We start from the raw sequence: 23,979 nt of genomic DNA, 5'->3' as shown, positions 1-23,979 counted from the left end.
AGCCAAAATGGCCATTAGCACACCCTTCAATGCCGCCGCGGCTGCCTATGGCAATGCCAGCAAGCTGATCAACCAGGCCGCTTCGCCCACCAAGGACCTGCTGGCCCAGGCCGGGCAGGGCGGCGGGCCGAATTTTGCCGACATGCTGGCCAAGCAGGTGCAGGGCGTGGTCGACACCGGCAAGACCAGCGACCAGATGTCGATCGACATGGTCAATGGCAAGGCCAATGTGGTGGACATGGTGACCGCGCTCAGCCAGACCGAAATCGCCATCGAAAGCATGGTCACTGTTCGGGATCGTGTGATCTCGGCCTATGAAGAGATCATGCGGATGCCGATCTAGGCGTAGAATGGTCGGGCGGCGATTCGTCCGCCTGCCACGGGAACTGACATGACCGGCGCCGAAGTCCTTGATATTGCCCGCGATGGCATCTGGGTGCTGATCGTGGTGTCAGCGCCCATGATGCTGGTGGGCCTGATCGTGGGCGTGATCATCGCGCTGTTCCAGGCGCTGACGCAGATCCAGGAACAGACCCTGGTGTTCGTGCCCAAGATCATCGCCATCTTCATCACCATGCTGCTGACGCTGCCGTTCCTGGGCGCCACCATGTCCGGCTTCATGACGCGGGTGATGGATATGATCGTGGTGGGTGGCTAGGCGTGACCTTCGCGCTGGACTGGCTGCCCAATACGGCCTTTGTCTATATCCTGCTGTTCGCGCGCATTGGCGCGATCCTGATGCTGATGCCGGCGCTGGGCGAGGACATGATCCCGGCGCGCATGCGGCTGAGCTTTGCGCTGGCCTTTACCCTGGTGGTCTATCCGCTGCTGTCGCCCGGCATTCCGCAGATGCCCGAAGACCTCATGGGCGTGATCGGCCTGGTGTTTCACGAGCTGGCCATTGGCATGATCCTGGGGGCCATCGCCCGGCTGACGGTGATGGCGACCCAGGTTGCCGGCGCGATCATCGCTTTCCAGGCAGGCCTGTCCAGCGCGATGACGGCCGATCCGACCCAGACGGGCGTCCAGGGGGCGGTGTTCGGCAGCTTCCTCAGTTTTCTGGGCATGGTGCTGATCTTTGCCACCGATTTGCACCACATGGCGCTGGCGGCGACCTATGACAGCTACATGGTGTTCCCGCTCGATGCGCCGCTGATGTTTGACGATGCAGCGCAGCTGGCGCTCAAGACGGTGGCCAGTGCCTTCACCATCGGGGTGCAGATGTCGGCGCCCTTCATCGTCTTCGGCCTGGTGTTCAACCTGGGCGCGGGCATTCTGGCCAAGCTGATGCCGGCCATGCAGGTGTTCTTCGTGCTGATGCCGGCCAATATCATGCTGGGGCTGGTGCTGTTCGCGCTGCTGCTGACCATGATGATGGGCTGGTATCTGACTGGCTTTGAGAACCATCTGGCGATGTGGAGGGGCTAGCCGATGTCTGACGACGCACCCGACCAGGAATCGAAAACAGAAGACCCTTCGCAAAAAAAGCTCGAGGACGCCCATTCAAAGGGCGATGTTGCCAAGAGCCCGGAGGTGGTGACCTGGTTCATGCTGGTGGGCTCGGCGGCAGTGTTTGCCCTGATGGCGCCCGGCGCTGCGGCGGGCCTTTCCACCTCCTTGCGTCTGCTGATGGCCAATGCCGACCAGTATGAACTGGGCGGGGCAGCCTTTGGCACATTCTTCAACAATCTGGCGCTGGCCCTGCTCGGCACGGTGATGCTGCCGCTGGTGGTGCTGACCTTCAGTGCCGTGGTTGGCAATCTGATGCAGCATCGGCCCCTGTTTTCGGGCGAGTCGCTAAAGCCGAAATTCTCCAAGATTTCACCGCTGGCCGGGGCCAAGCGCCTGTTCTCCTCGGAGTCGCTGGTCAACTTCATCAAGGGGATCGCCAAGATCCTGATCGTGGGCGTGGTGGTGGTCAGCACCGTCTGGCCCGAGCGCGACCGGCTCGACACCATGATGACGGCCGATCCGCTGATCATCCTGGCCGATTTCCAGGAGTTGGGCACCAAGATCTTCGTGGCGACGCTGATCGTGGTGACGCTGATCGCCTTTGCCGACTTCGTCTATGTCCGCCAGAAGTGGTGGAAGCGGCAGATGATGACGCTGCAGGAGACCAAGGACGAATACAAGCAGATGGAAGGCGACCCCCATATCAAGGGCAAGCTGCGCCAGCTGCGCCAGGAACGTTCGCGCAAGCGCATGATGGCGGCGGTGCCCGACGCCACCGTGGTGATCACCAACCCGACCCACTATGCGGTGGCGCTGAAATACGACAAGGCGATGGGCGCACCGCAATGCGTGGCCAAGGGTGCTGACGCGGTGGCGCTGCGCATCCGCGAAATGGCCAAGAAGCATGATGTGCCCATCGTGGAAAACCCGCCGCTGGCCCGTGCGCTGTTTGCCAGCGTCGAGGTCGACGAAACCATCCCCAATGAGCACTTCAAGGCCGTGGCCGAAGTCATCGGCTTCGTGATGCGCCTCAAGCGGGGCGCCGGCTGGAAGTCGAGCTAGGCCTGCGCCTCGGCCGGGATCGGAAAGATCCGGTCATAGGCCAGGTTAAAGACAAAGGCGTAGACCATGTAGAACAGGGCTACGGCGATATCCATGATCAGGGCCTGCCAGAGGCTGATGCCCAGATACCAGGCGATCAGCGGCATGAGCATGGCCACCAGGCCCAGCTCGAAGACAATGGCGTGGATGACGCGCTCGCGCATGGTTTTGGCGGTATTGCCGCGCAGGCGCAGCAACAGCCGGTCGAAGCCATAATTGTAGAGATAGTTCCAGCCCATGGCGACGAGTGAGCTGACCAGGCTGATGACGCCAATGTCATGCATGGGCATGGCAAAGACCAAGGCGCCCAGCGGCGTGATGAGGGCCAGGCCAATGATCTCGAAGGCGATGGTGTGACGAATGCGGTCGCGCGTGGTGCGCATGGAATGCTCCCGATGGTGAACCGGGACGTCCCGATGGTGCGATGCCCAAGCGTGGGGGAGGTCGTCCTCGCGCCCGCTTCCTATCGTTGAACTGGCCGGAAAAATCAAGCAGGGTGGTGGCGCCGGCGGGCAGGGCAGTCCGATCCGGGCTGTCCGAAACAGGGCGCGGAGGCGGCAGGATCATGCACCAGGGATCATGTTTGTGCGGGGCGGTGCGCTTCACCGTGCAAGGGGATCTGCCGGAGGCGTCGGCCTGCCATTGCAGCAAATGCCGCAAGCATACCGGCCATTACGAGGCCGGGGTGGATGTGCCGCGCAGCGCGGTGACGATCACGGGAGAAGAGGCCGTCACCTGGTATTTCTCCTCGGAAAAGGTGCGGCGCGGGTTCTGCTCGGTGTGTGGTTCGTCACTGTTCTTTGACCCGGTGCATCTCGATTGGATCGGGCTGATGCTGGGCAGCTTTGATACGCCGACGCAGACGCGCATTGGCCTCCATATCTTCGTGGCCGACAAGGGCGACTATTATGAGATCACCGATGGCATGCCGCAGAACCAGCAGTGAGAGCAAGCCATGACCGTCCGCCTGCGGCCGCACCATCTGCTGTGCATGCTGACCTATGTTGGCAAGGGCTATACGCCTGACTTCACGGCCAATTACGACGTGATCGTCGCGCGGCTGGGCGCGGGCGAAGATATCGAGATCGTGGCGGGGCCGGACGATATCTGCGCGCCGCTGCTGGCCGGGGCGGAGCATCACTGCCACAATGACAGCGTGGTGGAGCGCGACAGGCTGGCGGGCATCGACGTGGCCCAGGTGCTGGGGCTGGCCGAAGCGATCGGGCCGGGGGCGCGGCTGGTGATCGACAGCGCGCGGCTGGAGAGCATGCGGGGCGCCTTTGCCCGGGGCGCGACGCGCAGCGCCTGTGGCGGCTGCGAATGGTCCGACCTCTGCACCGGCGTCGCGGCGCAGGGTTTTGCCGCGGTGCGCCTGACGGTCTGAGCGAAGGGCGGGAAAGCCCCGTCGCGTGCGCGTGTTGAAAACGCTGTTCAGTCTCCCTTAGCCGGGGGGCATTTGCTAGACCTTGGTGCAGCGCCTGATTCGGCAGACAGATTGCTAGGGAGCAGACAGACAGATGGCACCGACGCCGCATGGCGAGACCAGCTACCCCGAGCCCATTGTGTCGAACAGCCGCGGCAGCGCCGGCCTGTGGCGCGTCGTCGCCCTGGGCCTGGTGCTGGTGGCCATCGCGGTGGGCTTTGCCCTGTTCAGCCAGGACATTCCGCTGGACCTGATCCTGACCTTTGTCGGCGTGCTGGCGGTGGTCGGCGTGTTCTGCCTGTTCGGGTTGGCGGCGGGGCTGTTCCGCTTTGCCAACGGCGAAGAGCGGCGCACGATTTCCAATGCCATGGTCGACAGCCTGCCCTTTGGCGCAGTTGTGGCGGATCGCGACGGCAAGATCTCCTATGTGAATGCGCAATATGGCAATTTCGCCGGGGCCATGACCAATGGCGTGCCGGTGGGCGTGCCGCGGCTGTTTGCCGGCCAGTCGGACGCCAGCGAGGCCATCTATCGGCTGTCGCGCGCCGGCAAGGACGGCCGGGCGGCCATCGAGGATATCCGTATCGTGGGCGGGCTGGGCGGCTCGCAGGCCGACAGCAACCGGGCCTTCTGGTATCGCGTGGGCGTGCGGCCGCTGCCGGAATCGGATGAGTCCAACAAGCCGCTGATGATGTGGTCAGTGGAAGACATCACCCGGGACCGCGACAATAATGAAAGCGCGTTCCGCGATTTGCAGCGCGCCATCGACTATCTCGACCATTCGCCGGCCGGCTTCTTTTCCGCCGATGCGCATGGCGCCATCCAATATCTCAATTCCACCCTGGCCGACTGGCTGGGCTATGACCTGGCCGAGTTCAACGCAGGGCAATTGCGCATGAGCGACATTGTGCGCGGCGACGGGGCGAGCCTGTTGATGCGCGGGCGCGGTGATGGCGAAATCCGCACCGAGATCATCGATATCGACCTGGTGCATCGCAATGGCACGAGCCTGCCGGTGCGGCTGCTGCATCGTGCGGCGCGGCTGGCCGATGGCGAATTGGGCGAAACGCGCACGCTGGTGCTCGACAAATCCAATGCGCCGGACACTGAGGAGGAGTTGCGCGCCGCCGAAGTGCGCTTCTCGCGCTTTTTCAACGACACGCCCTTTGCCATTGCCACGCTCGATGCAGCGGGGCGGATCATCCGCACCAATGCGCCATTCGGGCGGATCTTCCGCTGGTCAGGCGAAGCGCGCAGCATCGAGATGCAGCCGCTGAGCGATCTGATCGGCGAAGGCAGCCGCGAACGCTTCAGCCGGGCGCTGGCCGATGCGCTGGCGCACAAGTCGGAAGTCGATTCCGTCGATGCGCTGCTGAGCGCCGAGGGCGACCATGCGGTGCGCCTCTATCTCTCGAGCTCGGAAATGAGCGCCGGCTCGCCTGAGCAGGTCAATGTCTATGCGCTCGACATGACCGACCAGCGCAAGCTCGAAGCCCAGTTTGCCCAGAGCCAGAAGATGCAGGCCGTGGGCCAGCTGGCCGGCGGCGTGGCGCATGACTTCAACAATCTGCTCACGGCCATCATCGGCTTTTCGGACCTGCTGCTGCTCAAGCACAAGCCGGGCGACCCGTCGTTTGGCGAGCTGATGCAGATCAAGCAGAATGCCAATCGCGCGGCGGGCTTGACGCGTCAGCTGCTGGCCTTCTCGCGCCGCCAGACGTTGCGGCCGCAGGTGCTGGAGCTGCCGCTGATCGTGGACGATCTGACCGTGCTGCTCAAGCGCATGATCGGGGAGAAGAATTCGCTGACGGTGGAGCATGGCCGCAATATCTGGCCGGTGCGCGCCGATGTGGTGCAGCTCGAACAGGTGATCATCAATCTGGTGGTCAATGCGCGCGACGCCATGCCCAATGGCGGCTCGATCACGCTGCGCACCGCCAATGTCGAGCGCGCCGAGGCCGAGACCATGACCTTTGAGGGCATGGTGCCGGCCGATTATGTGCTGATCGAGGTGCAGGACACCGGCACGGGCATGAGCCCGGAGGTGATCGAGAAGATCTTCGAGCCCTTCTTCACCACCAAGGAGCTGGGCAAGGGCACCGGCCTGGGCCTGTCGACGGTCTATGGCATCGTCAAGCAGACCGAGGGCTATATCTACCCCGTCTCGATCGTGGGCGTCGGCACCACGTTCAAGATCTTCCTGCCCAAGCATGTGGCCAGCGCCGCCGAAGTGGCCGGCAAGGCCGCTGCCGCCGTGGCGCCGGTGCGCGACCTGACCGGGCATGAACGCATCCTCTTGGTGGAAGACGAGGAGAGTGTGCGCGCCTTCTCGGCCCAGGCGCTGCGCGCCACGGGCTATGAAGTGTTCGAGGCCGATGGCGGCGAAGAGGCGCTCGAGGTGCTCGAAGACCTCGACTACAAGATCGATTTGATGATCTCGGACGTGGTGATGCCGGAAATGGACGGGCCGAGCCTGCTCAAGCAGCTGCGCCAGACCATGCCGCATCTCAAGGTGATCTTTGTGTCCGGCTATGCCGAGGAAAGCGTGCGCCGCGACATCGAGGACGACCAGAGCGTGGATTTCCTGCCCAAGCCCTATTCGCTCGACCAGATCAATTCCAAGGTCAAGGAAGTGCTGCAGAAGCTGGGCAAGGACGAAACCGCGTGAACGAGCAAGGGCGGTTTCCCGGGCCGGGCGAAACCAATGTGCTCGGCGAGGCGCTGCAGCCCTGTTCGGACAATCCGCTGACCGGGTTTTTCCGCACCGGCTATTGCGCGGCGGGGCCGGACAGCGCGGCAGTGCATCTGGTGTGCATCCAGGCGAGCACGGAATTCCTGGCCTATTCCAAATCGGTCGGCAATGACCTCTCCACCCCGGCGCCGCAATTTGGCTTTCCGGGGCTGGTGGCGGGCGATCGCTGGTGCCTGGTCGCAGCGCGCTGGCTGCAGGCCTATCAGGCCGGCATGGCGCCGCGCGTCTATCTGCGGTCGACCAATGCGGCAGTGCTGGGCCTGGTGCCGCTGGGCGTGCTCAAGGGCTTTGCGCTGGACATGAACTAGCGGGTGCGCCTGCCGTCCCGTCGGACGGCGAACAATCCTAGCGGCGACCCTGGTGAATGATGCGGATCACGGCTGCCACGGCGCCCAGGATGGCTACCAGCAGGAAGGTCCATTGCACGACGGTCAGGAAGGTGCTCGGCGCCTCGGTGGCGCCGAAAAAGATCGTATAGCCCAGCCAGGCGGCCACCAGGGTGCAGATGAGCGCTGAGACGCGCGGATCGTTCATCGGTGGCTCCTTTGGGGTCGGCGGCTGGCGCTAGGCCGTGCCGCCAGGAATGGGCGTGCCGGGGGCAAGCAGGCCCTTGGCGGCGAGAGCGGTCCAGAGTTCGGCCGGAATGACATGATCCCACCAGGCCAGAATGCCGTCGAGCTCGGCGGGCGAGCGCGGGCCGGGCAGTACATTGCACACGGCCGGATGGGTCAGCGGGAACTGCAGGGCTGCGGCCGGCAGGGGCACGTTGAACTCGGCGCAGACGGCAGCGATGGCCTTGACCTTGTTGACGATGGCCTCGGGCGCCTTGGCATAGTTGAACTTGTCGCCGCCCACCAGAATGCCGGAATTGAACGGGCCGCCGACCACCACCGAGGCGCCGCGCTCAAGGCAGGTGGTCATGAAGGGGTCAAGCGAAGTCTGCTCGAGCAGGGTATAGCGCCCGGCGAGCAGGAACACGTCCCAATCGCCCAGGGCGAAGGCATCCATGAGCACTTCCCACTCGTTGACGCCCAGGCCGATGGCGCCAATGGTGCCCGCGTCTTTGAGCTCGCGCAGGGCCTTGTAGCCGCCGTTGGCCAGCTGGGCCCAGAGCGGCTTGTTGCCCTCGACGCCATGGGTGGCGGTGCCGATGTCGTGGACATAGAGAATATCGATGTGGCTGAGGCCGAGGCGCTGCAGGCTGTCCTCGAAGGAGCGCATCACGCCATCATAGGAATAGTCATAGCGCTGGTTGAAGGGCAGGGGATCGACCCAATTGCCCTTGTCCTGCTGGCTGGGATCAACGGGATCGAGCAGGCGCCCGACCTTGCTGGAGAGCAGGGCCTGGCTGCGGCGTTCGCGCAGCACATCGCCCACCAGATGCTCGGAACGGCCCAGGCCATATTGCGGGGCCGTATCGAGATAGGTGATGCCCTGATCGAGCGCATGGGCCACGGTGGCGCGGCCCTGCTCGGCGGGAACGGCCGAGAAAATGCCGGCCAGGGAGGCGGCACCCAGGCCCAGCGTGCTCACGGACAGGTCGGTCCGGCCGATCCGGCGGGTGGGGAAAGTTCGCGCAGTCATGTCAGGCCTCCAGGGTGCGGAATAACTGACATGTTAGTGCGCGAACTGCAAGCTCAGTAGAGATTGCCGATGATCAGCGGCTCTTCGCTGTCGATCTGCACCGGATTGCGCAGCGCGGCGCCGAACTGGGCTTCCTCAAGCTCGAAGATGTCGTCGGGCTGGGTGCTGATGCCATCGGCAAAGCTCAGCGTGGCCGTGCCGAAGCAATGGACATGCACATCGCCGGGGGTGCGGAACAGCTCATACTTGAAGTGGTGATATTCGAGGTTGTCGATGGTGTGGCTCATATTGTCCTCACCGGACAGGAACGGCTTTTCCCACAGCACCTTGCCGTCGCGATAGATGCGCGACATGCCTTCGATGTGGCGCGGCAGATCGCCCAGGCGCAGCTCTGGGCCAAAGGCACAGGCGCGCAGCTTGGAATGGGCGAGGTAGAGATAGTTCACCCGCTCGGTGACATGGTCGGAGAATTCATTGGCCAGGGCGAAGCCGAGCCGGCGCGGCTGGCCATTACCGTCGATGACATAGATGCCGGCGATTTCAGGCTCTTCGCCGGCGTCCAGGGCAAAGCCCGGGGAGGGAATGGGGTGGCCGGGGCGCACGACCGAATAGCCATTGCCCTTGTAGAACCACTCCGGCTGCACGCCCTTTTCGCCTGCGGCCGGCTTGCCGCCCTTGAGGCCCATCTGGAACATTTTCATGGAGTCCGTCAGGTCCGCATCGGTCTTGGTGCCATTGGACTTGTGCATGGCGTCGCGCGTGGCGGCGGAGCCAAGATGGGTCAGGCCCGTGCCGGTGACATAGAGATGGGCCGGATCGGGATGATCGATGGGCGAAAGCATGCGGCCTTCGGCCAGGATCGCCGCGCGATCAACCGTGGCGCCCAGGCCCTTGGCGGCGACGAGGGCAGAGAGGCCACCGTGACCGGTCATGGCCTCCAGCGCCAGGCCATAGACGCTGGCGGCATTGTTGACGGTGCGGGCGACGCCCGCCTCGACCGCTGCGACAGCGCGATCGCCATTGGCGTCAAAGAACTGGATCAGATTCATGGCGCGGCTCCTGCGCTGCACACCCCGGCGGGGCAAAATTGCACGCATAAAACGCAACCTGCCCCCGTGACGCAAGAGCAAAAATCATACTTATGCCGGAACAGCCGTCCTTGGCGGCGATTCTGTGTCCGGCCAGCGCCGATGACCGGCGATGTTCTCATTTTGTCCCTTGACAGGACTAGAACAAGATGAGAACAAATAGGGCACATTCTAGGCATGACCACCTGAGGCGATGGCGCGTTGCGCGCCCCCCAAGAGCGTGGAATAAGGAGACAACGAATGGCTAACGCGTCGCTTCGTGTTGTTGAAGGTGGATCGATGGATAAGGAAAAGGCTCTTGCTGCGGCGCTCAGCCAGATTGAGCGCAATTTCGGCAAGGGGTCGATCATGCGTCTGGGGGAGGCCTCCGCGATTGAAGTGGAGTCGATCTCCACCGGTTCGCTGGGCCTCGACATCGCGCTGGGCATCGGTGGCCTGCCCAAGGGCCGAATCGTCGAGATCTTCGGGCCGGAAAGCTCGGGCAAGACCACGCTGGCGCTGCATGTCATCGCCGAGGCCCAGAAGGCCGGCGGCATCTGCGCCTTTGTCGATGCCGAGCATGCGCTGGACCCGATCTATGCCCGCAAGCTGGGCGTCAATGTTGATGACCTGCTGATTTCGCAGCCCGATGCCGGCGAGCAGGCCCTCGAGATCACCGATACGCTGGTGCGCTCTGGCGCCATCGACGTGCTGGTGGTCGATTCGGTGGCGGCGCTGACGCCGCGGGCCGAGCTGGAAGGCGAGATGGGCGATGCGCTGCCGGGCCTGCAGGCCCGCCTGATGAGCCAGGCCATGCGCAAGCTGACCTCGTCGATCTCCAAGTCGAAGTGCCTGGTGATCTTCATCAACCAGATCCGCATGAAGATCGGCGTGATGTATGGTTCGCCCGAGACGACCACGGGCGGCAATGCGCTCAAGTTCTACGCCTCGGTCCGCCTGGACATCCGCCGCATTGGCGCGCTCAAGGATCGCGAAGAGATCGTGGGCAACCAGACCCGCGTGAAAGTGGTCAAGAACAAGCTGGCCCCGCCGTTCCGCCAGGTGGAATTCGACATCATGTATGGCGAAGGTATTTCCAAGACGGGCGAATTGCTCGACCTGGGCGTCAAGGCCGGTGTCGTCGAAAAGGCTGGTGCCTGGTTCTCTTGGGACAGCCAGCGGCTCGGCCAGGGGCGTGAGAATGCCCGCCAGTACCTCAAGGACAATCCGGCGGCAGCCAATGCCATCGAGCAGAGCGTACGCGAGAGCTCGGGCCTGTTGGGCGAAGTGCTGCTGGTGGCCGGCGGCGACGACGCGGTGGCCGACGACGAGTAAGTTCATTCTCCCATGCAAGGGTTACTGGGGCATCGCGCAAGCGGTGCCCTTTTTGCTGCGTGGTGCTGGTTGAGCCGGGTGGTCAGCTGGGCTGTGGTGCGGCGTGGGACTGGCCTCCGCCGGCCCTGCGTCGGGGGGCCGTGATCAGAAGGCGCCAGGCCGGGCGCCGCAGTGTCGCCGCAATGCTGGACATTGCGACTGGCCCCGCGATAGAAAGCCAGCCGACCTCTGCTGCGGTGCAGCGCACTGCGATCCGAATGAAAGTCCTGACATGACCAGCGTAAACGACCTGCGTTCGAGTTTTACCCAGTATTTTGTGCGCAATGGTCATGAGGCCGTGGCCTCCAGTCCGCTGGTGCCGCGCAATGATCCGACGCTGATGTTCACCAATGCGGGCATGGTGCAGTTCAAGAACACCTTCACGGGTCTGGAAAAGCGCCCCTATTCGACCGCCACGACGGCGCAGAAATGCGTGCGCGCCGGCGGCAAGCACAACGATTTGGACAATGTAGGCTTCACCGCCCGCCACCACACCTTCTTTGAAATGCTGGGGAATTTCTCGTTCGGCGATTATTTCAAGGATCAGGCGATCGAGCTGGCCTGGAACCTTTTGACCAAGGAATGGGGCCTGCCCAAGGAAAAGCTCATGGTCACCGTCTATCAGGACGATGACGAGGCCATGGCGCTGTGGAAGAAGATTGCCGGGCTGACCGAGGATCGCATCGTGCGGCTCGGCGCCAAGTCCAATTTCTGGCAGATGGGCGATACCGGCCCCTGCGGCCCGTGCTCGGAAATCTTCTACGACCATGGCGAGCATGTCTGGGGTGGCCCGCCGGGCTCGCCGGAAGAGGATGGCGATCGCTGGATCGAAATCTGGAACCTGGTGTTCATGCAGTTCGAGCAGCATGCCGATGGCAAGCGCGACAGCCTGCCGCGCCCCTCGATCGACACCGGCATGGGCATCGAGCGCATCGCTGCGGTGATGCAGGGCGTGCACGACAACTATGACATCGACCTGTTCAAGGCGCTGATCGGCGCGGCGGCGCAGGCCACCGGTGCCGATCCGGCTGGCGAGGGCAATCGCAGCCTGCGCGTGATCGCCGATCATTTGCGCTCGATGAGCTTTCTGATCGCCGAAGGCGTGCTGCCGTCCAATGAAGGCCGCGGCTATGTGCTGCGCCGCATCATGCGCCGCGCCATGCGCCATGCGACTCTTTTGGGCAGCAATGAGCCGGTGATCTTCAAGCTGGTCCCCACGCTGGTGCGCGAAATGGGCCAGGCCTATCCCGAACTGCGCAGCGGCGAGGCGATGATCGCCGAGACGGTGCGCCTGGAAGAAGGCCGGTTCCTCAAGACGCTGGGGCGCGGTCTGCAGATCCTGGCCGACGAGACCAAGGACATGGGCGAGGGCGCCGTGCTCAATGGCGGCGCTGCCTTCAAACTCTATGACACCTATGGCTTCCCGCTCGACCTGACCGAGGATGCGCTGCGCCTGCGCGGCATCACCGTGGACCAGCCCGGCTTTGATGCGGCCATGGCCGCCCAGAAGGCCGAGGCCCGCAAGAGCTGGTCGGGCTCGGGCGGCGCGGCGACGGACGCGGTGTGGTTCGGCCTCGCCGACAAGCTCGGGCCGACCGAATTCCTCGGCTACGAGACCGAGAGTGCCGAAGGCGAGATCAAGGCGCTGATCAAGGACGGCGTCGAGGTGGCGAGCCTGGGCCTGGGCGAGACCGGCTTTGTGGTGGTCAACCAGACCCCGTTCTATGGCGAAAGCGGCGGCCAGGTCGGCGACTATGGCCGGCTGAGCGGCGACGGCGTTGCTGCCGATGTCAACGATACGCAAAAGCACCATGGTGTGTTTGCCCACCAGGTCAGCGTCACCGAGGGCACGCTCAAGGTGGGGCAGGCGCTCAGCCTCGTGGTGGACCATGGCCGGCGTTCGGCCATCCGTTCGAACCATTCGGCGACCCATCTGCTGCATGAGGCGCTGCGCATCGTGTTGGGTGACCATGTGGCGCAGAAGGGCTCGATGGTCTCGGCCGAGCGGCTGCGCTTTGACTTTGTCCACACCAAGCCGGTGACCGAGCAGGAGCTGGCGCAGGTCGAAGACATTGCCAATGCCATCGTTTTGCAGAACACCGCGGTCGAGACGCGCCTGATGGGCGTGGACGAGGCCAAGGAATCCGGTGCCCGCGCGCTGTTCGGCGAGAAATACGGCGAGGAAGTGCGCGTGGTGGCCATGGGCGAGCCGGTGGGCAATGGCCTGGGCTGGTCGGTGGAGCTGTGCGGCGGCACGCATGTGCGGCGCACCGGCGATATCGGGCTGATCTCGATCGTGGCCGAGACGGCGGTGGGCGCGGGCGTGCGGCGCGTGGAAGCGCTGACCGGCACGGCGGCGCGGCATCGCGGCAATACCAATGTGGCCATCGTCAATGCGGCAGCTGGCCTGCTGCGCGCCGGCAGCCATGAGGTGCTCGATCGCATCGGGGTGCTGCAGGAGCAGCTCAAGCGCGCCGAAAAGGCGCTGAGCGATGCCAAGCAGAAGCTGGCCATGGGCGGCGGCGGCGAAGGCGGCAGCGCCAGCGAAACGGTGAACGGCGTGACCTTTGTCGGCCGGGTGATCGAGGATGTCGCGGCCAAGGATATGAAGGCGGTCGTCGATGCGGAAAAGAAGCGCATTGGCTCTGGCGTGGTCGCCATGGTGCTCAAGGGCGAAGACGGCAAGGGCACCGTGGTGATCGGCGTGACTGATGATCTGACGGAGCGCTATGCTGCCGGCACGCTGATCAAGTCGGCAACGGCCGCGCTGGGCGGGCAGGGTGGCGGTGGCCGCCCCGATATGGCGCAGGGCGGCGGCCCCGATGGCAGCAAGGCGGCCGAAGCGGTCGCGGCGATCCGCGCGCTGCTCTAGGGCGAACGGCAGACAAATCAAAGGGCCCCGCACCAAACGTGCGGGGCCCTTTTTCATGCGCGGCACAGGGGCTTAGAGGCCTGTCCGGAAGAAGAAGAGGCGCGGCTTCCAGACGATCTTGAGCTTTTCGGTCATCACATTGGCCAGGCCCGAGGTGAGCACGATGAGAAGCCCCACAATGGCGATCCAGTCGGGATATTCGCCGAAGAACAGCGCGCCAAAGACGATGGCCCAGATCAGCTGGCTATATTGCACCGGGGCGACCAGGTTGGCCGGCGTACGGCGGGCGGCGGCGATCAGCAGCAGACCGCCGGTGCCCCCCACCAGGCCAATTCCCAGGAACAGCAGCAGCTGATGCAGGCTGGGCATGACGAAGCCGGGCAGCATGAGCACGCCGTTGAAAATGGCCGAGTAGAGCACCTGGAGGCCCACCAGGCTCACCCGGCGCTCATGCGGGGCGACGTGGCGCAGGATGATTGTGGTCACGCCGCCAAAGAAAACGCTGCACAGAATGGCGAGATGGCCGAGCTGCAGGTCGCGCACCCCGGGGCGGATGACCAGCACCACGCCCAGAAAGCTGATGATGAGCAGCAGCCAGCGATGGATGGCGACATGCTCCTTGAGCAGCAGCACGCCCAGGATGGTGACGACCACCGGGGTCAGAAAGCCGATGGCATAGACATCGGCAAAGGGGATGTGGGTAAAGGCATACATGACGCAGGCGGTGCCGCCGATGGCGGTGGCGCAGCGGATATGCACCAGCCAGGGGTGGCGGAGCTTATAGAGGTCGCGCCAGCGCTCGTCGCGCGTGGTCAGGACGGCCGGAATAATCGAGAGGGTAATGGTGAAAAAGCCGATCTCGAACACCGACAGGGCCGGGCCGGTCGCCTTGATCAGGGCGTCGCCGACCGAGAAACTGGCATAGGCGAGAAAGGCAAAGATGACGCCGATCGGCATCGCAATATCCAATGCGCAGGGACGGACTCGGGGGGAATGGTCCTACCATACAAGCGCCAGCCCTTGGCGTCGATGTCCCTGCGGGCGGTGGCGGGGCTAAATCTCGGGGCCCTGCACTTCGGAGATATTGGTCGGCGAACCGCTGCGGCGGGCGCGGTATTCGGCAAAGCGGCCGGCGATACGGGCGCGGGCGCCGTCGATGAGCACATTGACCAGGCCCGAGGCCACGACAACGGCAATGCCGACATAGGCCAGCACGTCCGGATACTCGAAATAGAAGAAGGCGCCCAGGCCGATGGCCCAGACGATCTGGATATATTGGATGGGCGCCACCTGGCTGGCGGCGGCATTGCGGGTGGCGGCGATCAGCAGCAGATGGCCGATGCCGACGAAGCTGCCGCCAATGGCCAGGAGGGCGAACTGGGTGGGCGTGGGCATGATGAAGCTGGGCAGCATCAGGGCGGCATTGACCACCACGATATAGAGCGCGGGCAGGGCGATCAGGCTCACGCGCTTTTCCTGCGGGGCAATGACGCGCAGGATGGTGGTGGTGGCGGCGCCGAAAAAGGCGCAGGCGAGCGCGGCGAGATGGCCGAGCTGCAGCTCCCGGAAACCGGGGCGCACCACCAGCATGACGCCGACAAAGCCCAGGGCCAGCATGGCCCAGCGCAGGGGATCGACCTTTTCGCGCAGCACCAGCACCGACATGATGGTGATGAACAGCGGCATCATGAAGACCAGCGAATAGGTCTCGGCAAAGGGGATGGTGACAAAGGCATAGGTCACCAGGGCCGAGGAGGCGACGCCGGTGAAGGAGCGCAGGTGTACGAGGGCCGGATGGGTGAGGCGGAAGCTGTCGCGCCAGAGCTCGCCCTTGGGCTTCACGAAGAGCGCGGGAATGAGCGAGAAAATGGCGATGAAAAAGCCGATCTCGAACACCGACAGGCTCTGACCGAAGCCCTTGATGACCGCATCGCCGCAGGAATAGACCGAATAGGCGACAACAGCATAAAACACGCCGACCGGCATGGCACATCCACGATTGCTGGGGTGAGACTGGCCGGACACTAGAGGGCGGCTGCGGCGCCGTCGATGGGCAATGTGCGGGCTGCGGCGTTATACCCGTGGCGCGTCCGGATTTTTTCGCGCCGTGGCAGCACGATGGGGCGCAGGGGCATGAAAAAGGGCCGCGGGGCGAGTGCCCGGCGGCCCGATGGGGTGCAGTGGTCGGCGTGGGGCTAGAACGAGCCCTTGATGCCGCCGCTGACGGCCAGGACATAGCCGGTGTTCCAGCGCTCGCCCAGGGCATTGGAGCCCGAGGCCAGGGTGCTGGCCGAAATGCCGCCGGTGATCTGCACATTGGAGGAGGCATTGTAGATGCCGCCCAGCGACAGGCCAAAACGATCGGTCTGGGTGCCGGCGGTGAGCACGCCACCGGCGCCAGGGGTCGAGGTGCCCTGATCCCAGGTGGCCATGGCCACCAGGCTCAGCTGGTCGGTCAGGGCATGGCCGATACCGCCCGAAATGGTCCAGCTGTCGCGATAGTTGAAGGTGGAAACCACGGGGGCGCCGATGGTGGTGACGGTCAGCTTCTGCAGCACCGACCAATTGGTCCATTTGACCGAGCCCAGGGCCAGCCAGCCGGGTGCGATGCCGGTCTGGCCGCGCACTTCGATCGATTGCGGCGCGGTGACCGCCGAGGAGGCCGCGCCACCATAGGCGGTGCCGTTCAGCGTGTAGTTGATCGGCGCATTGTAGATGGCGCTGACGCGCAGGGCATATTCGGGGATTTCATAGGCGGCGCCGGCGCGCCAGCCCAGGCCCCAGCCATTGAGCGAGAGCGGGGTGTTGGTGGCCAGGCCCGTGGGGATGGCCGCCTGATAGTCGAGGTTCTGTGCGGAGATGCCGCCGATCAGGCTGACGACGCCAGGGCCGGCGGGCAGGCCGACGGCACAGGTGAGGCCGGTGTCGGTGGAGCGGATGGATTCGCTGACCGCCTGCTTGGTCATGGCGGCATAGGCATTGGTGCGCGCCGTGTCCGAACCGAAGGGGTTCTGTACGGAAATCAGGCAGCTGGCCATGTCGAAGATGTCGGCCTTGACGCCGACATTGTAGTGGACGCGCGAGGGCGTGGTGGCGATCACGCCGGGCGTGACGCCCGGGTTGGTCACGTCCTTGTTGACATAGACGTAGGTGGCGGTGGCCTTGCTGGCATAGGTGGCCGGATCGAACAGCAGATCCCAGTCATAGCCATTGGCGTCGAGCCCGCCGGCGAGAGCGGTGCCGGCCAGCGGCAGGCTCAGGGCGAGACCAGCCATGGCCCCGATCAGTCGAATAGATGTGCGCAAGTGACCCTCCAATCACAAAAAATCATTCTCTGACAGCGCGTTGGCTGTCGCGGCCCCGTTACGGCAAAGGTGCTGACCTATACGTCAGTCTTTCCTCTCTCCGGCCATACGGTTGACCATTACGTCAACTAGTGAGTGATTTCGGCGCTGCCGTCAACATGGTTGTCGCGGTGGAAGAAAATGCGGCGCTTTGGACGGATTGGGCCGCACTGGGGCGTTGGCGTCTGACGGGACGAGGATGGCGGGGGCGCCCAGGACAGGGCGAGCTACGGCAATACTGCCGCTCTAGATTTGCGGGCAATTGCAGATCAACTTTATCGGGAATTGATCGGACCTGGGTTCATACTGGTGTCACCAGTGCCGTGATTTCCATTGCGTCAGCAAAGGGAGCTGCCATTATTGCAGCCCTGCATCGGGGAGGACGGCGCATGGCGGGCTGGAACTTGGGATTGGGTTGGCGCAGTCTGGCTCTGGGCATGGTGGCCGCCCTCGGCCTGGCCCTGCCAGTGGTCGCGGCGGATCGGGCGATCATCGTGCTGGACGGGTCGGGCTCGATGTGGGCGCAGATCGACGGCAAGGCGCGCATCACCATTGCGCGCGAGACGCTGGCCTCGGTGCTCACCGATCTGCCCGATGATCTCGAGCTGGGCCTGATGAGCTATGGCCACCGCGAGAAGGGCAATTGCGACGATATCGAAATGCTGGTCGAGCCCGGGCCGGGCACCGGACCGGCCATTGTGGCAGCGGCCGAGGCGATCAATCCCAAGGGCAAGACGCCGATCTCCGAAGCGGTGCGTCGCGCGGCCGAGACGCTGCAGTTCACCGAGGACAAGGCCACGGTGATCCTGATCACCGATGGGCTGGAGACCTGTGATGTCGATCCCTGCGCGCTGGCCGCAGACCTTGAAAATCGCGGCGTCGACTTCACCACCCATGTGCTGGGCTTCGGGCTGTCTGACGAAGAGGGGCAGCAGGTGGCGTGCCTGGCCGAGAACACCGGCGGGCAATATCTGTCGGCACAGGACGGCGACGCTCTGGTCGATGCGCTGAGCACCACGGTGGCGCAGGTGACCCAGGCCGAGACCGCACCGGTCCCCGAACCGGAGCCCAAGCCTGAGCCGGTGGCTGAGTTCAATCTGGTGCCGACCATCGCGCTGGCCGAAGGCAGCCCGGATATCACCAATGACGACTATGACGTCGTCTGGGAGTGGTTCACCCCCAAGGCCGATGGCACGCCCGGCGAGCAGCTGGACACCGACTATTACGCCGACTTCAAGGGCAATCTGGAGCCGGGCGACTATATCATGAAGGGGTCGGTCGAGCGCGCCAGTGTCGAGCAGACGGTGACCATCGAGGCCGGCAAGGTGGCCACCCCGCATTTCGTGGTCAATGGCACCATCGTCAAGCTGCGGCCCCTGCCCAGCGAGGGCGCGGCTGTGGACGACCAGGCGACGGTGGAAATCCGCAGCAATGGCGAATACCTGACCACCGAATATGGCCCCATCGACATGGTGCTGCCGGCCGGACCGACCGAGATCGACTTTACCATCGGCACGGCCAAGGTGACGCGCAGCTATGACCTCAAGGCCGGCGAGACGGTGGACGAGGATGTGGTGATCGGCGTCGGCACAGCCAAGCTCAGCGCCGCCTATGTGGCCGGCATGGCCGTGGAGGCCGATATCTTCTTTGAGATCCTGGAGGCCAAGAAGGCCATCGATGGCAGCCGCACATCGGTGGTCTATGGCTATGGCGGCGAGCAGAGCTTTGAGCTGCCGCCGGGCGACTATGTGGTGGCCTATCGGCTCGGCGGCGCGGCGGGCGAGGTGCCGTTCTCGGTCAAGACGGCGGAGCTGACAGAGGTGCCGGTGGTGCTGGGCGCCGGCATTCTGGCGGTGGCTACGCCGGCGGATGAGTATGTCGAGGCTTTCGGCGCCGCCAAGACCATTGAGGGCAATCGGCAATCGTTCGGCTATGGCTATGGCCCGGCGTTCGAGACCACGCTGCCGGCGGGCGACTATGTGGTGCTGACCCGCAAGGATGACGCCCAAAGCGAAACGCCGGTGACCATCACGGCCGGCGAACGCTTCGAACTGACCGTGACGCCCAAGGCGGGCAAGACGAAGTAGGGGGGCGTCTTCGACCAACCTCCGCCTCAAGCGGGAGGGCGATCGCGTTCGTCCTCAATCCCGCCCCAACCACCTGACGGCACCTCCCCCTTGATGGGGGAGGCCGGGAGGGGGTGCTAAAGCCCCGATATCGGGGGCAATCACCCCCGCCCTTGATTCCTCCCCTTTCGGGGGAGGGTGTCGACTGAGATTGTCGCGCGCCGGCACCATCCCCCAAAGAAAAACGGCGCCCAGGGGCGCCGTTTTGGTGTGGTCTGAAGCAAGGGGGGCCGATCAGGCGGCCGACATGGCCTTCTGCAGGTTCTGGTCGATGGCGTCGAGGAAGCCGATGGTCGAGAGCCAGGGCTGATCGGGGCCGACGAGCAGGGACAGGTCCTTGGTCATCTTGCCTTCTTCGATGGTGTCGACGGTGACCTTTTCCAGGGTCAGCGCGAACTTGGCCAGCGCCTCGTTGTCATCGAGCTTGGCGCGGTGGGCGAGGCCACGGGTCCAGGCGAAGATGGAGGCGGTGGAATTGGTCGAGGTTTCCTTGCCCTGCTGGTGCTGGCGGTAGTGACGGGTCACGGTGCCATGGGCGGCTTCGGCTTCCACGATCTTGCCATCGGGCGTGGCCAGAACCGAGGTCATCAGGCCCAGCGAGCCAAAGCCCTGGGCCACGATGTCGGACTGCACGTCGCCGTCGTAGTTCTTGCAGGCCCAGACATAGCCGCCGCTCCACTTGAGGGCGGAGGCGACCATGTCGTCGATCAGGCGGTGTTCGTACCAGATCTTCTTGGCTTCGAACTGCTCCTTGAACTCGGCCTCGTAGATCTCCTGGAAGATATCCTTGAAGCGCCCGTCATAGGCCTTGAGGATGGTGTTCTTGGTGGAGAGATAGCAGGGGACGCCGCGGGCCAGCGCATAGTTGAAGCTGGAATAGGCGAAATCGCGGATCGAATCGTCGAGGTTGTACATGGCCATCGCCACGCCGGCGCCGGGGGCCTGATAGACCTCGTGCTCGATGACCTTGCCATCTTCGCCGGTGAACTTGATGGTCAGCGTGCCCTTGCCGGGGAAGCGGAAATCGGTGGCGCGGTACTGATCGCCAAAGGCATGGCGGCCCACGATGATGGGCTGGGTCCAGCCGGGCACCAGGCGCGGCACGTTCTTGCAGATGATGGGCTCGCGGAAGATTACGCCGCCCAGGATGTTGCGGATGGTGCCGTTGGGCGACTTCCACATCTTCTTGAGCTTGAATTCCTCGACGCGCTGCTCATCGGGGGTGATGGTGGCGCATTTGATGCCAACGCCATGCTTCTGGATGGCATGGGCGGCGTCGACGGTGATCTGGTCGCTGGTGGCGTCGCGGCTTTCCACGCTCAGGTCATAATATTCGATCGGCAGATCGAGGTAGGGGTGGATGAGCTTGTCCTTGATCGCCTGCCAGATGATCCGGGTCATCTCATCGCCGTCGAGATCGACCACGGGGTTGGCGACTTTGATTTTGCTCATCGGAAACATCTCCCTGAAATCCACATGTGGGCCTGTCGGCCTTGTTCGCAGCCCGTATAGCACTGGCTTTGGAGGGGTGCAAAGGCGGCATGGGCAAGGGGGCATGCCAGTTGACACCGTGCATATGCACGACTACCTGTGCCCGCATGCAGGATGATTTCGACCAATGTCTGGTGCTGAACGCACGCATGGCCTCGCGGGCCGTGACGCGTTTGGCCGATCGCAAGCTGCGCAGCTTCGGCATCACGGCGGCGCAGTTCAGCATCCTGGGCTCGCTGCTCAAGCATCCGGGTCGCTCGGTGACGCAGATGGCGGCGGCCATTGCCATGGATCGCTCAACATTGTCGCGCAATCTGGCGCTGCTCGAGCGGCGGGGCCTGGTGGCCTGGGCCGATGGTGAGCGCGGCAATAGCCGCATTGCCCGGTTGACGCCGCAGGGCGCCGAGACGGTCGATATCGTGCGACCTGCCTGGGAGCAGAACCAGGCGGCCTTGCGGGCGGCGCTCGAAGCCCCCGGTTTTTCCACCGTCATCGCCGCGCTGCGGCAGGTGGCGCGCCTCTAATTGTCCCGGTGGCCGGGACGCGCCACGTCAAAACGCCTTTTCTTCAGGAGACAGAACATGCTCAAGCCAGACCCGTCCGATCCGATCGTTGTTACCGGCATGGGCGTTGTCTGCCCGCTGGGCGTGGGCGTGCCCACCATGTGGGAGCGGCTGACGGCCGGCCGCAGCGGCATCGTGCAGAACGACCGTTTCGACACCACCGGCTTTGGCGCCAGCATTGCCGGGCTGGTGCCGGCCAAGGCCAATGATCCGCAGGGGTTCGATCCCATCGATTTCATCGATGGCAAGGACGTCAAGAAGATGGATCTATTCATCCAATATGCCATTGGCGCGGCCACCGAAGCGCTGAACCAGGCCAATTGGCACCCCACCTCGCCGGAAGATCAGGCGGCTACGGCCACAATCATCGGCTCGGGGGTGGGCGGCTCGCCGGTGATGGCGCGGGCGGTGGAAACCATCAACACCAAGGGCGCGCGGCGGCTGTCGCCGTTCACCGTGCCGTCGTTCCTGGCCAATCTGGCCGCCGGCTGGCTCTCGATCCTGCACGGATTCCGCGGGCCGATTGGCACGCCGGTGACCGCCTGCGCCGCCTCGGCCCAGGCCATTGGCGATGGCATGCGCCTGATCATGACCGGCGAGGCCGAAGTGGCCGTGGTCGGTGGTGCCGAAGGCTCGGTGGACCCCATTTCGGTGGGTGGCTTTGCCGCTTCCCGTGCGCTGGCGACAACGTTCAACGACCGGCCGCAGGAGGCTTCGCGCCCCTTCGACAAGGGTCATGATGGCTTCGTGCTGGCCGAAGGCGCTGCCGTGCTGGTGATCGAAAAGCTCAGCCATGCCAAGGCGCGCGGCGCAACGCCGCTGGCAATCCTGGCGGGCTATGGCACCTCCGCTGATGCCTATCACCTGACTTCGGGTTCGCCCGATGGCGCCGGGGCGCAGGTGGCGATGCGCAATGCGCTCACCATGGCTGGCGTCGACCCGTCGCAGATCGGCTATGTCAATGCGCATGCCACCTCGACTGCGGTGGGCGATGCGGCCGAGATCGCCGGCATTTCAGCGGTGTTTGAGGGCCGCGGCAAGGATCTGGCCGTGTCCTCGACCAAATCGGCGACCGGGCACATGCTGGGCGCCGCCGGTGCGTTCGAGGCCGTGGTGACGGTGCAGGCGCTGCGCGAAGGCGTGCTGCCGCCCACGATCAACCTCAATGACCCCGAAGAGGTCGCCGACAAGTTCAACCTGGTGCCCAATGTGGCGCAGAAGGCGCAGGTCGATTATGCGCTGTCGAACTCGTTCGGCTTCGGCGGCGTCAATGCCGCGCTGGTGTTCGGCCGCATCTGAACCCGACCCTTTGCCGATCCCGCGCTGCGGGGTCGGCTATTTCGGCGGCAGGGTGCGCACAAAGCCCAGGGCCAGATCGAGCCAGCCTGCCAGGGCCTCGTCGTCTTCCAGTGCGTCGCCCGAAACCTGCACATAGCCCGACATGGTGCGGCCGGTCATGCTCATGACGCCGGCGCCGGGGCGGGCGAGGGCTTCGGCCTGGGCATCCTTGCCGGTGCGCACCAGCAGGGCGCCATCCTTCATCGGGGCGACCAGCATATTGCCATCGAGCATGAAGGCGACGGCGCCGAACATCTTCTGTTCGCGCAGCACCAGATGGGCCAACTGGGCGCGAATGCGCTCGCTGAGTTCGTCAGAGGCCAGGCTCATGGTGTCGAGTCCCGATAGCGTTGGTGCCGGGCGATATGGTCGCCCACCAGATCCCAGGCCTGCTGGCTGCGGGCGAAGATGAGCTGGCGTGGGGCGAACCAATCGGTCTGGCCCGCGAAAAAGCCGACGGCCAGCATGCGCAGATCGGGGGCGCGGCTCGATTGCCCATAGAGCGGCGTGCCGCAAACGCCGCAGAAGTGGCGCGTGAAGGTCGCCCCGGAATCGGCTGTTCTGGATACAGATTTCGGCGTGCCGGTGACGGTGAGTGCAGCGTTGGGGACGAGGGCCACGGTGGAATGGCCGCTGCCGGTGGCGCGCTGGCAATCCAGGCACGCGCACAGCAGCATGGAGACCACCTGGCCAGAAACGGCAAGGCCTATGGCGCCGCAGGCGCAGCGGGCGGCAATGTCAATGTGCGGGCGGGCGTCGGAACTCATGGCGCACAGGCTGCCACGGGCGCTGGAGCGCGGCAAGGGCAGGTGGCTTGCGTTTGCCCGCGAGTGTGGCAAGAGTGCCCGGTCCGGAGGGGGACGGGATGGCGCGTTATCCAGACTATCCAGTTTTGACGCAGCGACTGCGGTTGCGCCCCTTCACACGGGGTGATGTCGACGCGGTGTTTGCCTATCGCCGGCTTGAGGCCGTGGCGCGCTATCTGTTCGACGGGCCGCTGAGCCGGGACGAATGCGCCATGGCCGTGCAGCAGCGCACCGGCCAGGTGGCGCTGGAGGCCGAGGGCGACAAGATCGTGCTGGCGGTGGAGCTGGCGGACAGCAATAGCCTGATTGGGGAGATGTCGCTGATCTGGCGCAATGTGGAGGCGCGGCAGGGCGAACTGGGCTGGATCTTTGATCCGGCGCACCAGCGGCAGGGCCTTGCCACCGAGGCGGCCAATGCCATGCTCGATCTGGCCTTCGGGCCCTGTGACATGCACCGGGTGTCGGCGCGCTGCCACACGGCCAATGCGCCGAGCTGGCGGCTGATGGAGCGGCTGGGCATGCGGCGGGAAGCGCATTTCCGCGAGCATGCGGCGTTCAAGGGCGGCTGGGACGAGGAATTCGTCTATGCCATGCTGTGGCCGGAATGGAAGGCCATGCGGCTGCAGGGCGCGGCGGAGTAGCGCGACCGGCATTTGCCAGGGCGACGCAAAACACGGTATGTGCGC

General features: G+C 64.6%; 24 protein-coding genes. 14 read left to right on the top strand and 10 right to left on the bottom strand.

Features of this window, described 5'->3' with window-relative positions:
- Window positions 1-7 precede the first annotated feature (7 nt).
- From E8M79_RS13485 to flhB, 4 genes are read left to right on the top strand one after another with little or no spacing between them, the layout of a single operon-like run.
- Entirely contained in the window at window positions 8-343 is a 336-nt protein-coding gene (locus E8M79_RS13485; protein WP_137152399.1) for a flagellar hook-basal body complex protein FliE, read from the top strand.
- 48 nt (window positions 344-391) lie between these two features.
- Window positions 392-658 (top strand): flagellar biosynthesis protein FliQ, encoded by a 267-nt coding sequence (gene fliQ / locus E8M79_RS13480; protein ID WP_137152398.1) that lies wholly within the window; start codon window positions 392-394, stop codon window positions 656-658.
- Window positions 659-660: 2 nt separating this feature from the next.
- Entirely contained in the window at window positions 661-1,428 is a 768-nt protein-coding gene (gene fliR, locus E8M79_RS13475; protein ID WP_137152397.1) for a flagellar biosynthetic protein FliR, read from the top strand.
- A gap of 3 nt (window positions 1,429-1,431) precedes the next feature.
- Window positions 1,432-2,514 (top strand): flagellar biosynthesis protein FlhB, encoded by a 1,083-nt coding sequence (gene flhB, locus E8M79_RS13470; RefSeq protein ID WP_137152396.1) that lies wholly within the window; start codon window positions 1,432-1,434, stop codon window positions 2,512-2,514.
- Here flhB and E8M79_RS13465 read toward each other — a convergent pair.
- Window positions 2,511-2,936, bottom strand: coding sequence for a PACE efflux transporter (locus E8M79_RS13465; RefSeq protein ID WP_137152395.1), 426 nt, complete (start codon window positions 2,934-2,936; stop codon window positions 2,511-2,513). The two genes, flhB and E8M79_RS13465, sit on opposite strands and share 4 nt — an antisense overlap.
- Window positions 2,937-3,118: 182 nt before the next feature.
- Between E8M79_RS13465 and E8M79_RS13460 the strand changes: the two genes are divergently transcribed.
- From E8M79_RS13460 to E8M79_RS13445, 4 genes are all read left to right on the top strand, one after another.
- Window positions 3,119-3,499 (top strand): GFA family protein, encoded by a 381-nt coding sequence (locus E8M79_RS13460; protein WP_137152394.1) that lies wholly within the window; start codon window positions 3,119-3,121, stop codon window positions 3,497-3,499.
- Window positions 3,500-3,508: 9 nt separating this feature from the next.
- On the top strand, window positions 3,509-3,937 hold the full coding sequence (locus E8M79_RS13455) for a DUF1284 domain-containing protein (RefSeq protein ID WP_137152393.1): 429 nt from the start codon (window positions 3,509-3,511) through the stop codon (window positions 3,935-3,937).
- A gap of 133 nt (window positions 3,938-4,070) precedes the next feature.
- Window positions 4,071-6,644: a cell cycle histidine kinase CckA gene (locus tag E8M79_RS13450; protein WP_137152392.1), complete on the top strand. Its 2,574-nt coding sequence runs from the start codon at window positions 4,071-4,073 to the stop codon at window positions 6,642-6,644.
- Entirely contained in the window at window positions 6,641-7,036 is a 396-nt protein-coding gene (locus E8M79_RS13445; protein ID WP_137152391.1) for a DUF2237 domain-containing protein, read from the top strand. Before E8M79_RS13450 ends, E8M79_RS13445 begins: the two co-directional genes overlap by 4 nt.
- A 37-nt stretch (window positions 7,037-7,073) precedes the next feature.
- Here E8M79_RS13445 and E8M79_RS13440 read toward each other — a convergent pair whose 3' ends face one another.
- The 3 genes from E8M79_RS13440 to araD1 are packed head-to-tail and all read right to left on the bottom strand — an operon-like array spanning window position 7,074 to window position 9,361.
- Window positions 7,074-7,262, bottom strand: coding sequence for a hypothetical protein (locus tag E8M79_RS13440; RefSeq protein ID WP_137152390.1), 189 nt, complete (start codon window positions 7,260-7,262; stop codon window positions 7,074-7,076).
- 30 nt (window positions 7,263-7,292) lie between these two features.
- Window positions 7,293-8,312, bottom strand: coding sequence for an aldo/keto reductase (locus E8M79_RS13435; protein WP_137152389.1), 1,020 nt, complete (start codon window positions 8,310-8,312; stop codon window positions 7,293-7,295).
- Between the two features lie 53 nt (window positions 8,313-8,365).
- On the bottom strand, window positions 8,366-9,361 hold the full coding sequence (gene araD1 / locus E8M79_RS13430) for an AraD1 family protein (protein WP_137152388.1): 996 nt from the start codon (window positions 9,359-9,361) through the stop codon (window positions 8,366-8,368).
- A 279-nt stretch (window positions 9,362-9,640) separates the two neighbouring features.
- Between araD1 and recA the strand changes: the two genes are divergently transcribed.
- Together recA and alaS are read left to right on the top strand one after the other, a co-directional pair.
- Window positions 9,641-10,714 (top strand): recombinase RecA, encoded by a 1,074-nt coding sequence (gene recA / locus E8M79_RS13425; RefSeq protein WP_137152387.1) that lies wholly within the window; start codon window positions 9,641-9,643, stop codon window positions 10,712-10,714.
- 271 nt (window positions 10,715-10,985) lie between these two features.
- Window positions 10,986-13,625, top strand: coding sequence for an alanine--tRNA ligase (gene alaS, locus E8M79_RS13420; protein WP_137152386.1), 2,640 nt, complete (start codon window positions 10,986-10,988; stop codon window positions 13,623-13,625).
- A gap of 72 nt (window positions 13,626-13,697) precedes the next feature.
- On the opposite strand, the gene E8M79_RS13415 is transcribed toward alaS, so the two are convergent.
- The 3 genes from E8M79_RS13415 to E8M79_RS13405 form a co-directional block, all read right to left on the bottom strand.
- On the bottom strand, window positions 13,698-14,582 hold the full coding sequence (locus E8M79_RS13415; RefSeq protein ID WP_137152385.1) for a DMT family transporter: 885 nt from the start codon (window positions 14,580-14,582) through the stop codon (window positions 13,698-13,700).
- 96 nt (window positions 14,583-14,678) lie between these two features.
- Window positions 14,679-15,611 (bottom strand): DMT family transporter, encoded by a 933-nt coding sequence (locus E8M79_RS13410; RefSeq protein ID WP_137152384.1) that lies wholly within the window; start codon window positions 15,609-15,611, stop codon window positions 14,679-14,681.
- Between the two features lie 209 nt (window positions 15,612-15,820).
- A complete protein-coding gene (locus E8M79_RS13405) occupies window positions 15,821-16,900 on the bottom strand; it encodes an outer membrane protein transport protein (RefSeq protein WP_137152383.1) in 1,080 nt (359 codons plus the stop codon).
- Between the two features lie 479 nt (window positions 16,901-17,379).
- Between E8M79_RS13405 and E8M79_RS13400 the strand changes: the two genes are divergently transcribed.
- A complete protein-coding gene (locus E8M79_RS13400; RefSeq protein ID WP_248304990.1) occupies window positions 17,380-19,056 on the top strand; it encodes a VWA domain-containing protein in 1,677 nt (558 codons plus the stop codon).
- A 273-nt stretch (window positions 19,057-19,329) separates the two neighbouring features.
- Here E8M79_RS13400 and E8M79_RS13395 read toward each other — a convergent pair whose 3' ends face one another.
- Window positions 19,330-20,547 (bottom strand): NADP-dependent isocitrate dehydrogenase, encoded by a 1,218-nt coding sequence (locus tag E8M79_RS13395; protein WP_137152381.1) that lies wholly within the window; start codon window positions 20,545-20,547, stop codon window positions 19,330-19,332.
- A 188-nt stretch (window positions 20,548-20,735) separates the two neighbouring features.
- Here E8M79_RS13395 and E8M79_RS13390 point away from each other — a divergent pair, with 188 nt between their 5' ends.
- Entirely contained in the window at window positions 20,736-21,110 is a 375-nt protein-coding gene (locus E8M79_RS13390) for a MarR family transcriptional regulator (RefSeq protein WP_171015852.1), read from the top strand.
- Window positions 21,111-21,167: 57 nt separating this feature from the next.
- A complete protein-coding gene (gene fabF / locus E8M79_RS13385) occupies window positions 21,168-22,448 on the top strand; it encodes a beta-ketoacyl-ACP synthase II (RefSeq protein ID WP_137152379.1) in 1,281 nt (426 codons plus the stop codon).
- 36 nt (window positions 22,449-22,484) lie between these two features.
- Here the strand turns inward: fabF and E8M79_RS13380 are convergent, their stop codons facing one another.
- Complete coding sequence (locus E8M79_RS13380; RefSeq protein ID WP_248304989.1) at window positions 22,485-22,817, bottom strand: TfoX/Sxy family protein; 333 nt, start codon at window positions 22,815-22,817, stop codon at window positions 22,485-22,487.
- Window positions 22,814-23,254, bottom strand: a complete 441-nt coding sequence (locus E8M79_RS13375; protein ID WP_137152378.1) for a GFA family protein — start codon at window positions 23,252-23,254, stop codon at window positions 22,814-22,816. The genes E8M79_RS13380 and E8M79_RS13375 overlap by 4 nt, the downstream gene beginning before the upstream one ends.
- A 98-nt stretch (window positions 23,255-23,352) precedes the next feature.
- On the opposite strand from E8M79_RS13375, the gene E8M79_RS13370 reads away from it, so the two are divergent.
- Window positions 23,353-23,934 (top strand): GNAT family protein, encoded by a 582-nt coding sequence (locus E8M79_RS13370; RefSeq protein WP_137152377.1) that lies wholly within the window; start codon window positions 23,353-23,355, stop codon window positions 23,932-23,934.
- The last annotated feature ends 45 nt before the right edge of the window (window positions 23,935-23,979 follow it).

The organism is Devosia sp. FKR38, from assembly GCF_005222805.1.
Lineage (GTDB): Bacteria > Pseudomonadota > Alphaproteobacteria > Rhizobiales > Devosiaceae > Devosia.
This window is presented reverse-complemented; position numbering and strand designations above follow the sequence as displayed.

Coding starts and splice junctions, on each gene's coding strand:
- E8M79_RS13390 (WP_171015852.1), top strand. CDS start 20,736: ATGGCCTCGCGGGCCGTGACGCGTTTGGCCGATCGCAAGCTGCGCAGC.
- E8M79_RS13450 (WP_137152392.1), top strand. CDS start 4,071: ATGGCACCGACGCCGCATGGCGAGACCAGCTACCCCGAGCCCATTGTG.
- fliQ (WP_137152398.1), top strand. CDS start 392: ATGACCGGCGCCGAAGTCCTTGATATTGCCCGCGATGGCATCTGGGTG.
- E8M79_RS13370 (WP_137152377.1), top strand. CDS start 23,353: ATGGCGCGTTATCCAGACTATCCAGTTTTGACGCAGCGACTGCGGTTG.
- recA (WP_137152387.1), top strand. CDS start 9,641: ATGGCTAACGCGTCGCTTCGTGTTGTTGAAGGTGGATCGATGGATAAG.
- E8M79_RS13415 (WP_137152385.1), bottom strand. CDS start 14,582: ATGCCGATCGGCGTCATCTTTGCCTTTCTCGCCTATGCCAGTTTCTCG.
- alaS (WP_137152386.1), top strand. CDS start 10,986: ATGACCAGCGTAAACGACCTGCGTTCGAGTTTTACCCAGTATTTTGTG.
- E8M79_RS13485 (WP_137152399.1), top strand. CDS start 8: ATGGCCATTAGCACACCCTTCAATGCCGCCGCGGCTGCCTATGGCAAT.
- araD1 (WP_137152388.1), bottom strand. CDS start 9,361: ATGAATCTGATCCAGTTCTTTGACGCCAATGGCGATCGCGCTGTCGCA.
- E8M79_RS13465 (WP_137152395.1), bottom strand. CDS start 2,936: ATGCGCACCACGCGCGACCGCATTCGTCACACCATCGCCTTCGAGATC.
- E8M79_RS13380 (WP_248304989.1), bottom strand. CDS start 22,817: ATGAGCCTGGCCTCTGACGAACTCAGCGAGCGCATTCGCGCCCAGTTG.
- E8M79_RS13375 (WP_137152378.1), bottom strand. CDS start 23,254: ATGAGTTCCGACGCCCGCCCGCACATTGACATTGCCGCCCGCTGCGCC.
- E8M79_RS13460 (WP_137152394.1), top strand. CDS start 3,119: ATGCACCAGGGATCATGTTTGTGCGGGGCGGTGCGCTTCACCGTGCAA.
- E8M79_RS13455 (WP_137152393.1), top strand. CDS start 3,509: ATGACCGTCCGCCTGCGGCCGCACCATCTGCTGTGCATGCTGACCTAT.
- E8M79_RS13405 (WP_137152383.1), bottom strand. CDS start 16,900: ATGGCTGGTCTCGCCCTGAGCCTGCCGCTGGCCGGCACCGCTCTCGCC.
- E8M79_RS13440 (WP_137152390.1), bottom strand. CDS start 7,262: ATGAACGATCCGCGCGTCTCAGCGCTCATCTGCACCCTGGTGGCCGCC.
- flhB (WP_137152396.1), top strand. CDS start 1,432: ATGTCTGACGACGCACCCGACCAGGAATCGAAAACAGAAGACCCTTCG.
- E8M79_RS13410 (WP_137152384.1), bottom strand. CDS start 15,611: ATGCCGGTCGGCGTGTTTTATGCTGTTGTCGCCTATTCGGTCTATTCC.
- fabF (WP_137152379.1), top strand. CDS start 21,168: ATGCTCAAGCCAGACCCGTCCGATCCGATCGTTGTTACCGGCATGGGC.
- E8M79_RS13395 (WP_137152381.1), bottom strand. CDS start 20,547: ATGAGCAAAATCAAAGTCGCCAACCCCGTGGTCGATCTCGACGGCGAT.
- E8M79_RS13435 (WP_137152389.1), bottom strand. CDS start 8,312: ATGACTGCGCGAACTTTCCCCACCCGCCGGATCGGCCGGACCGACCTG.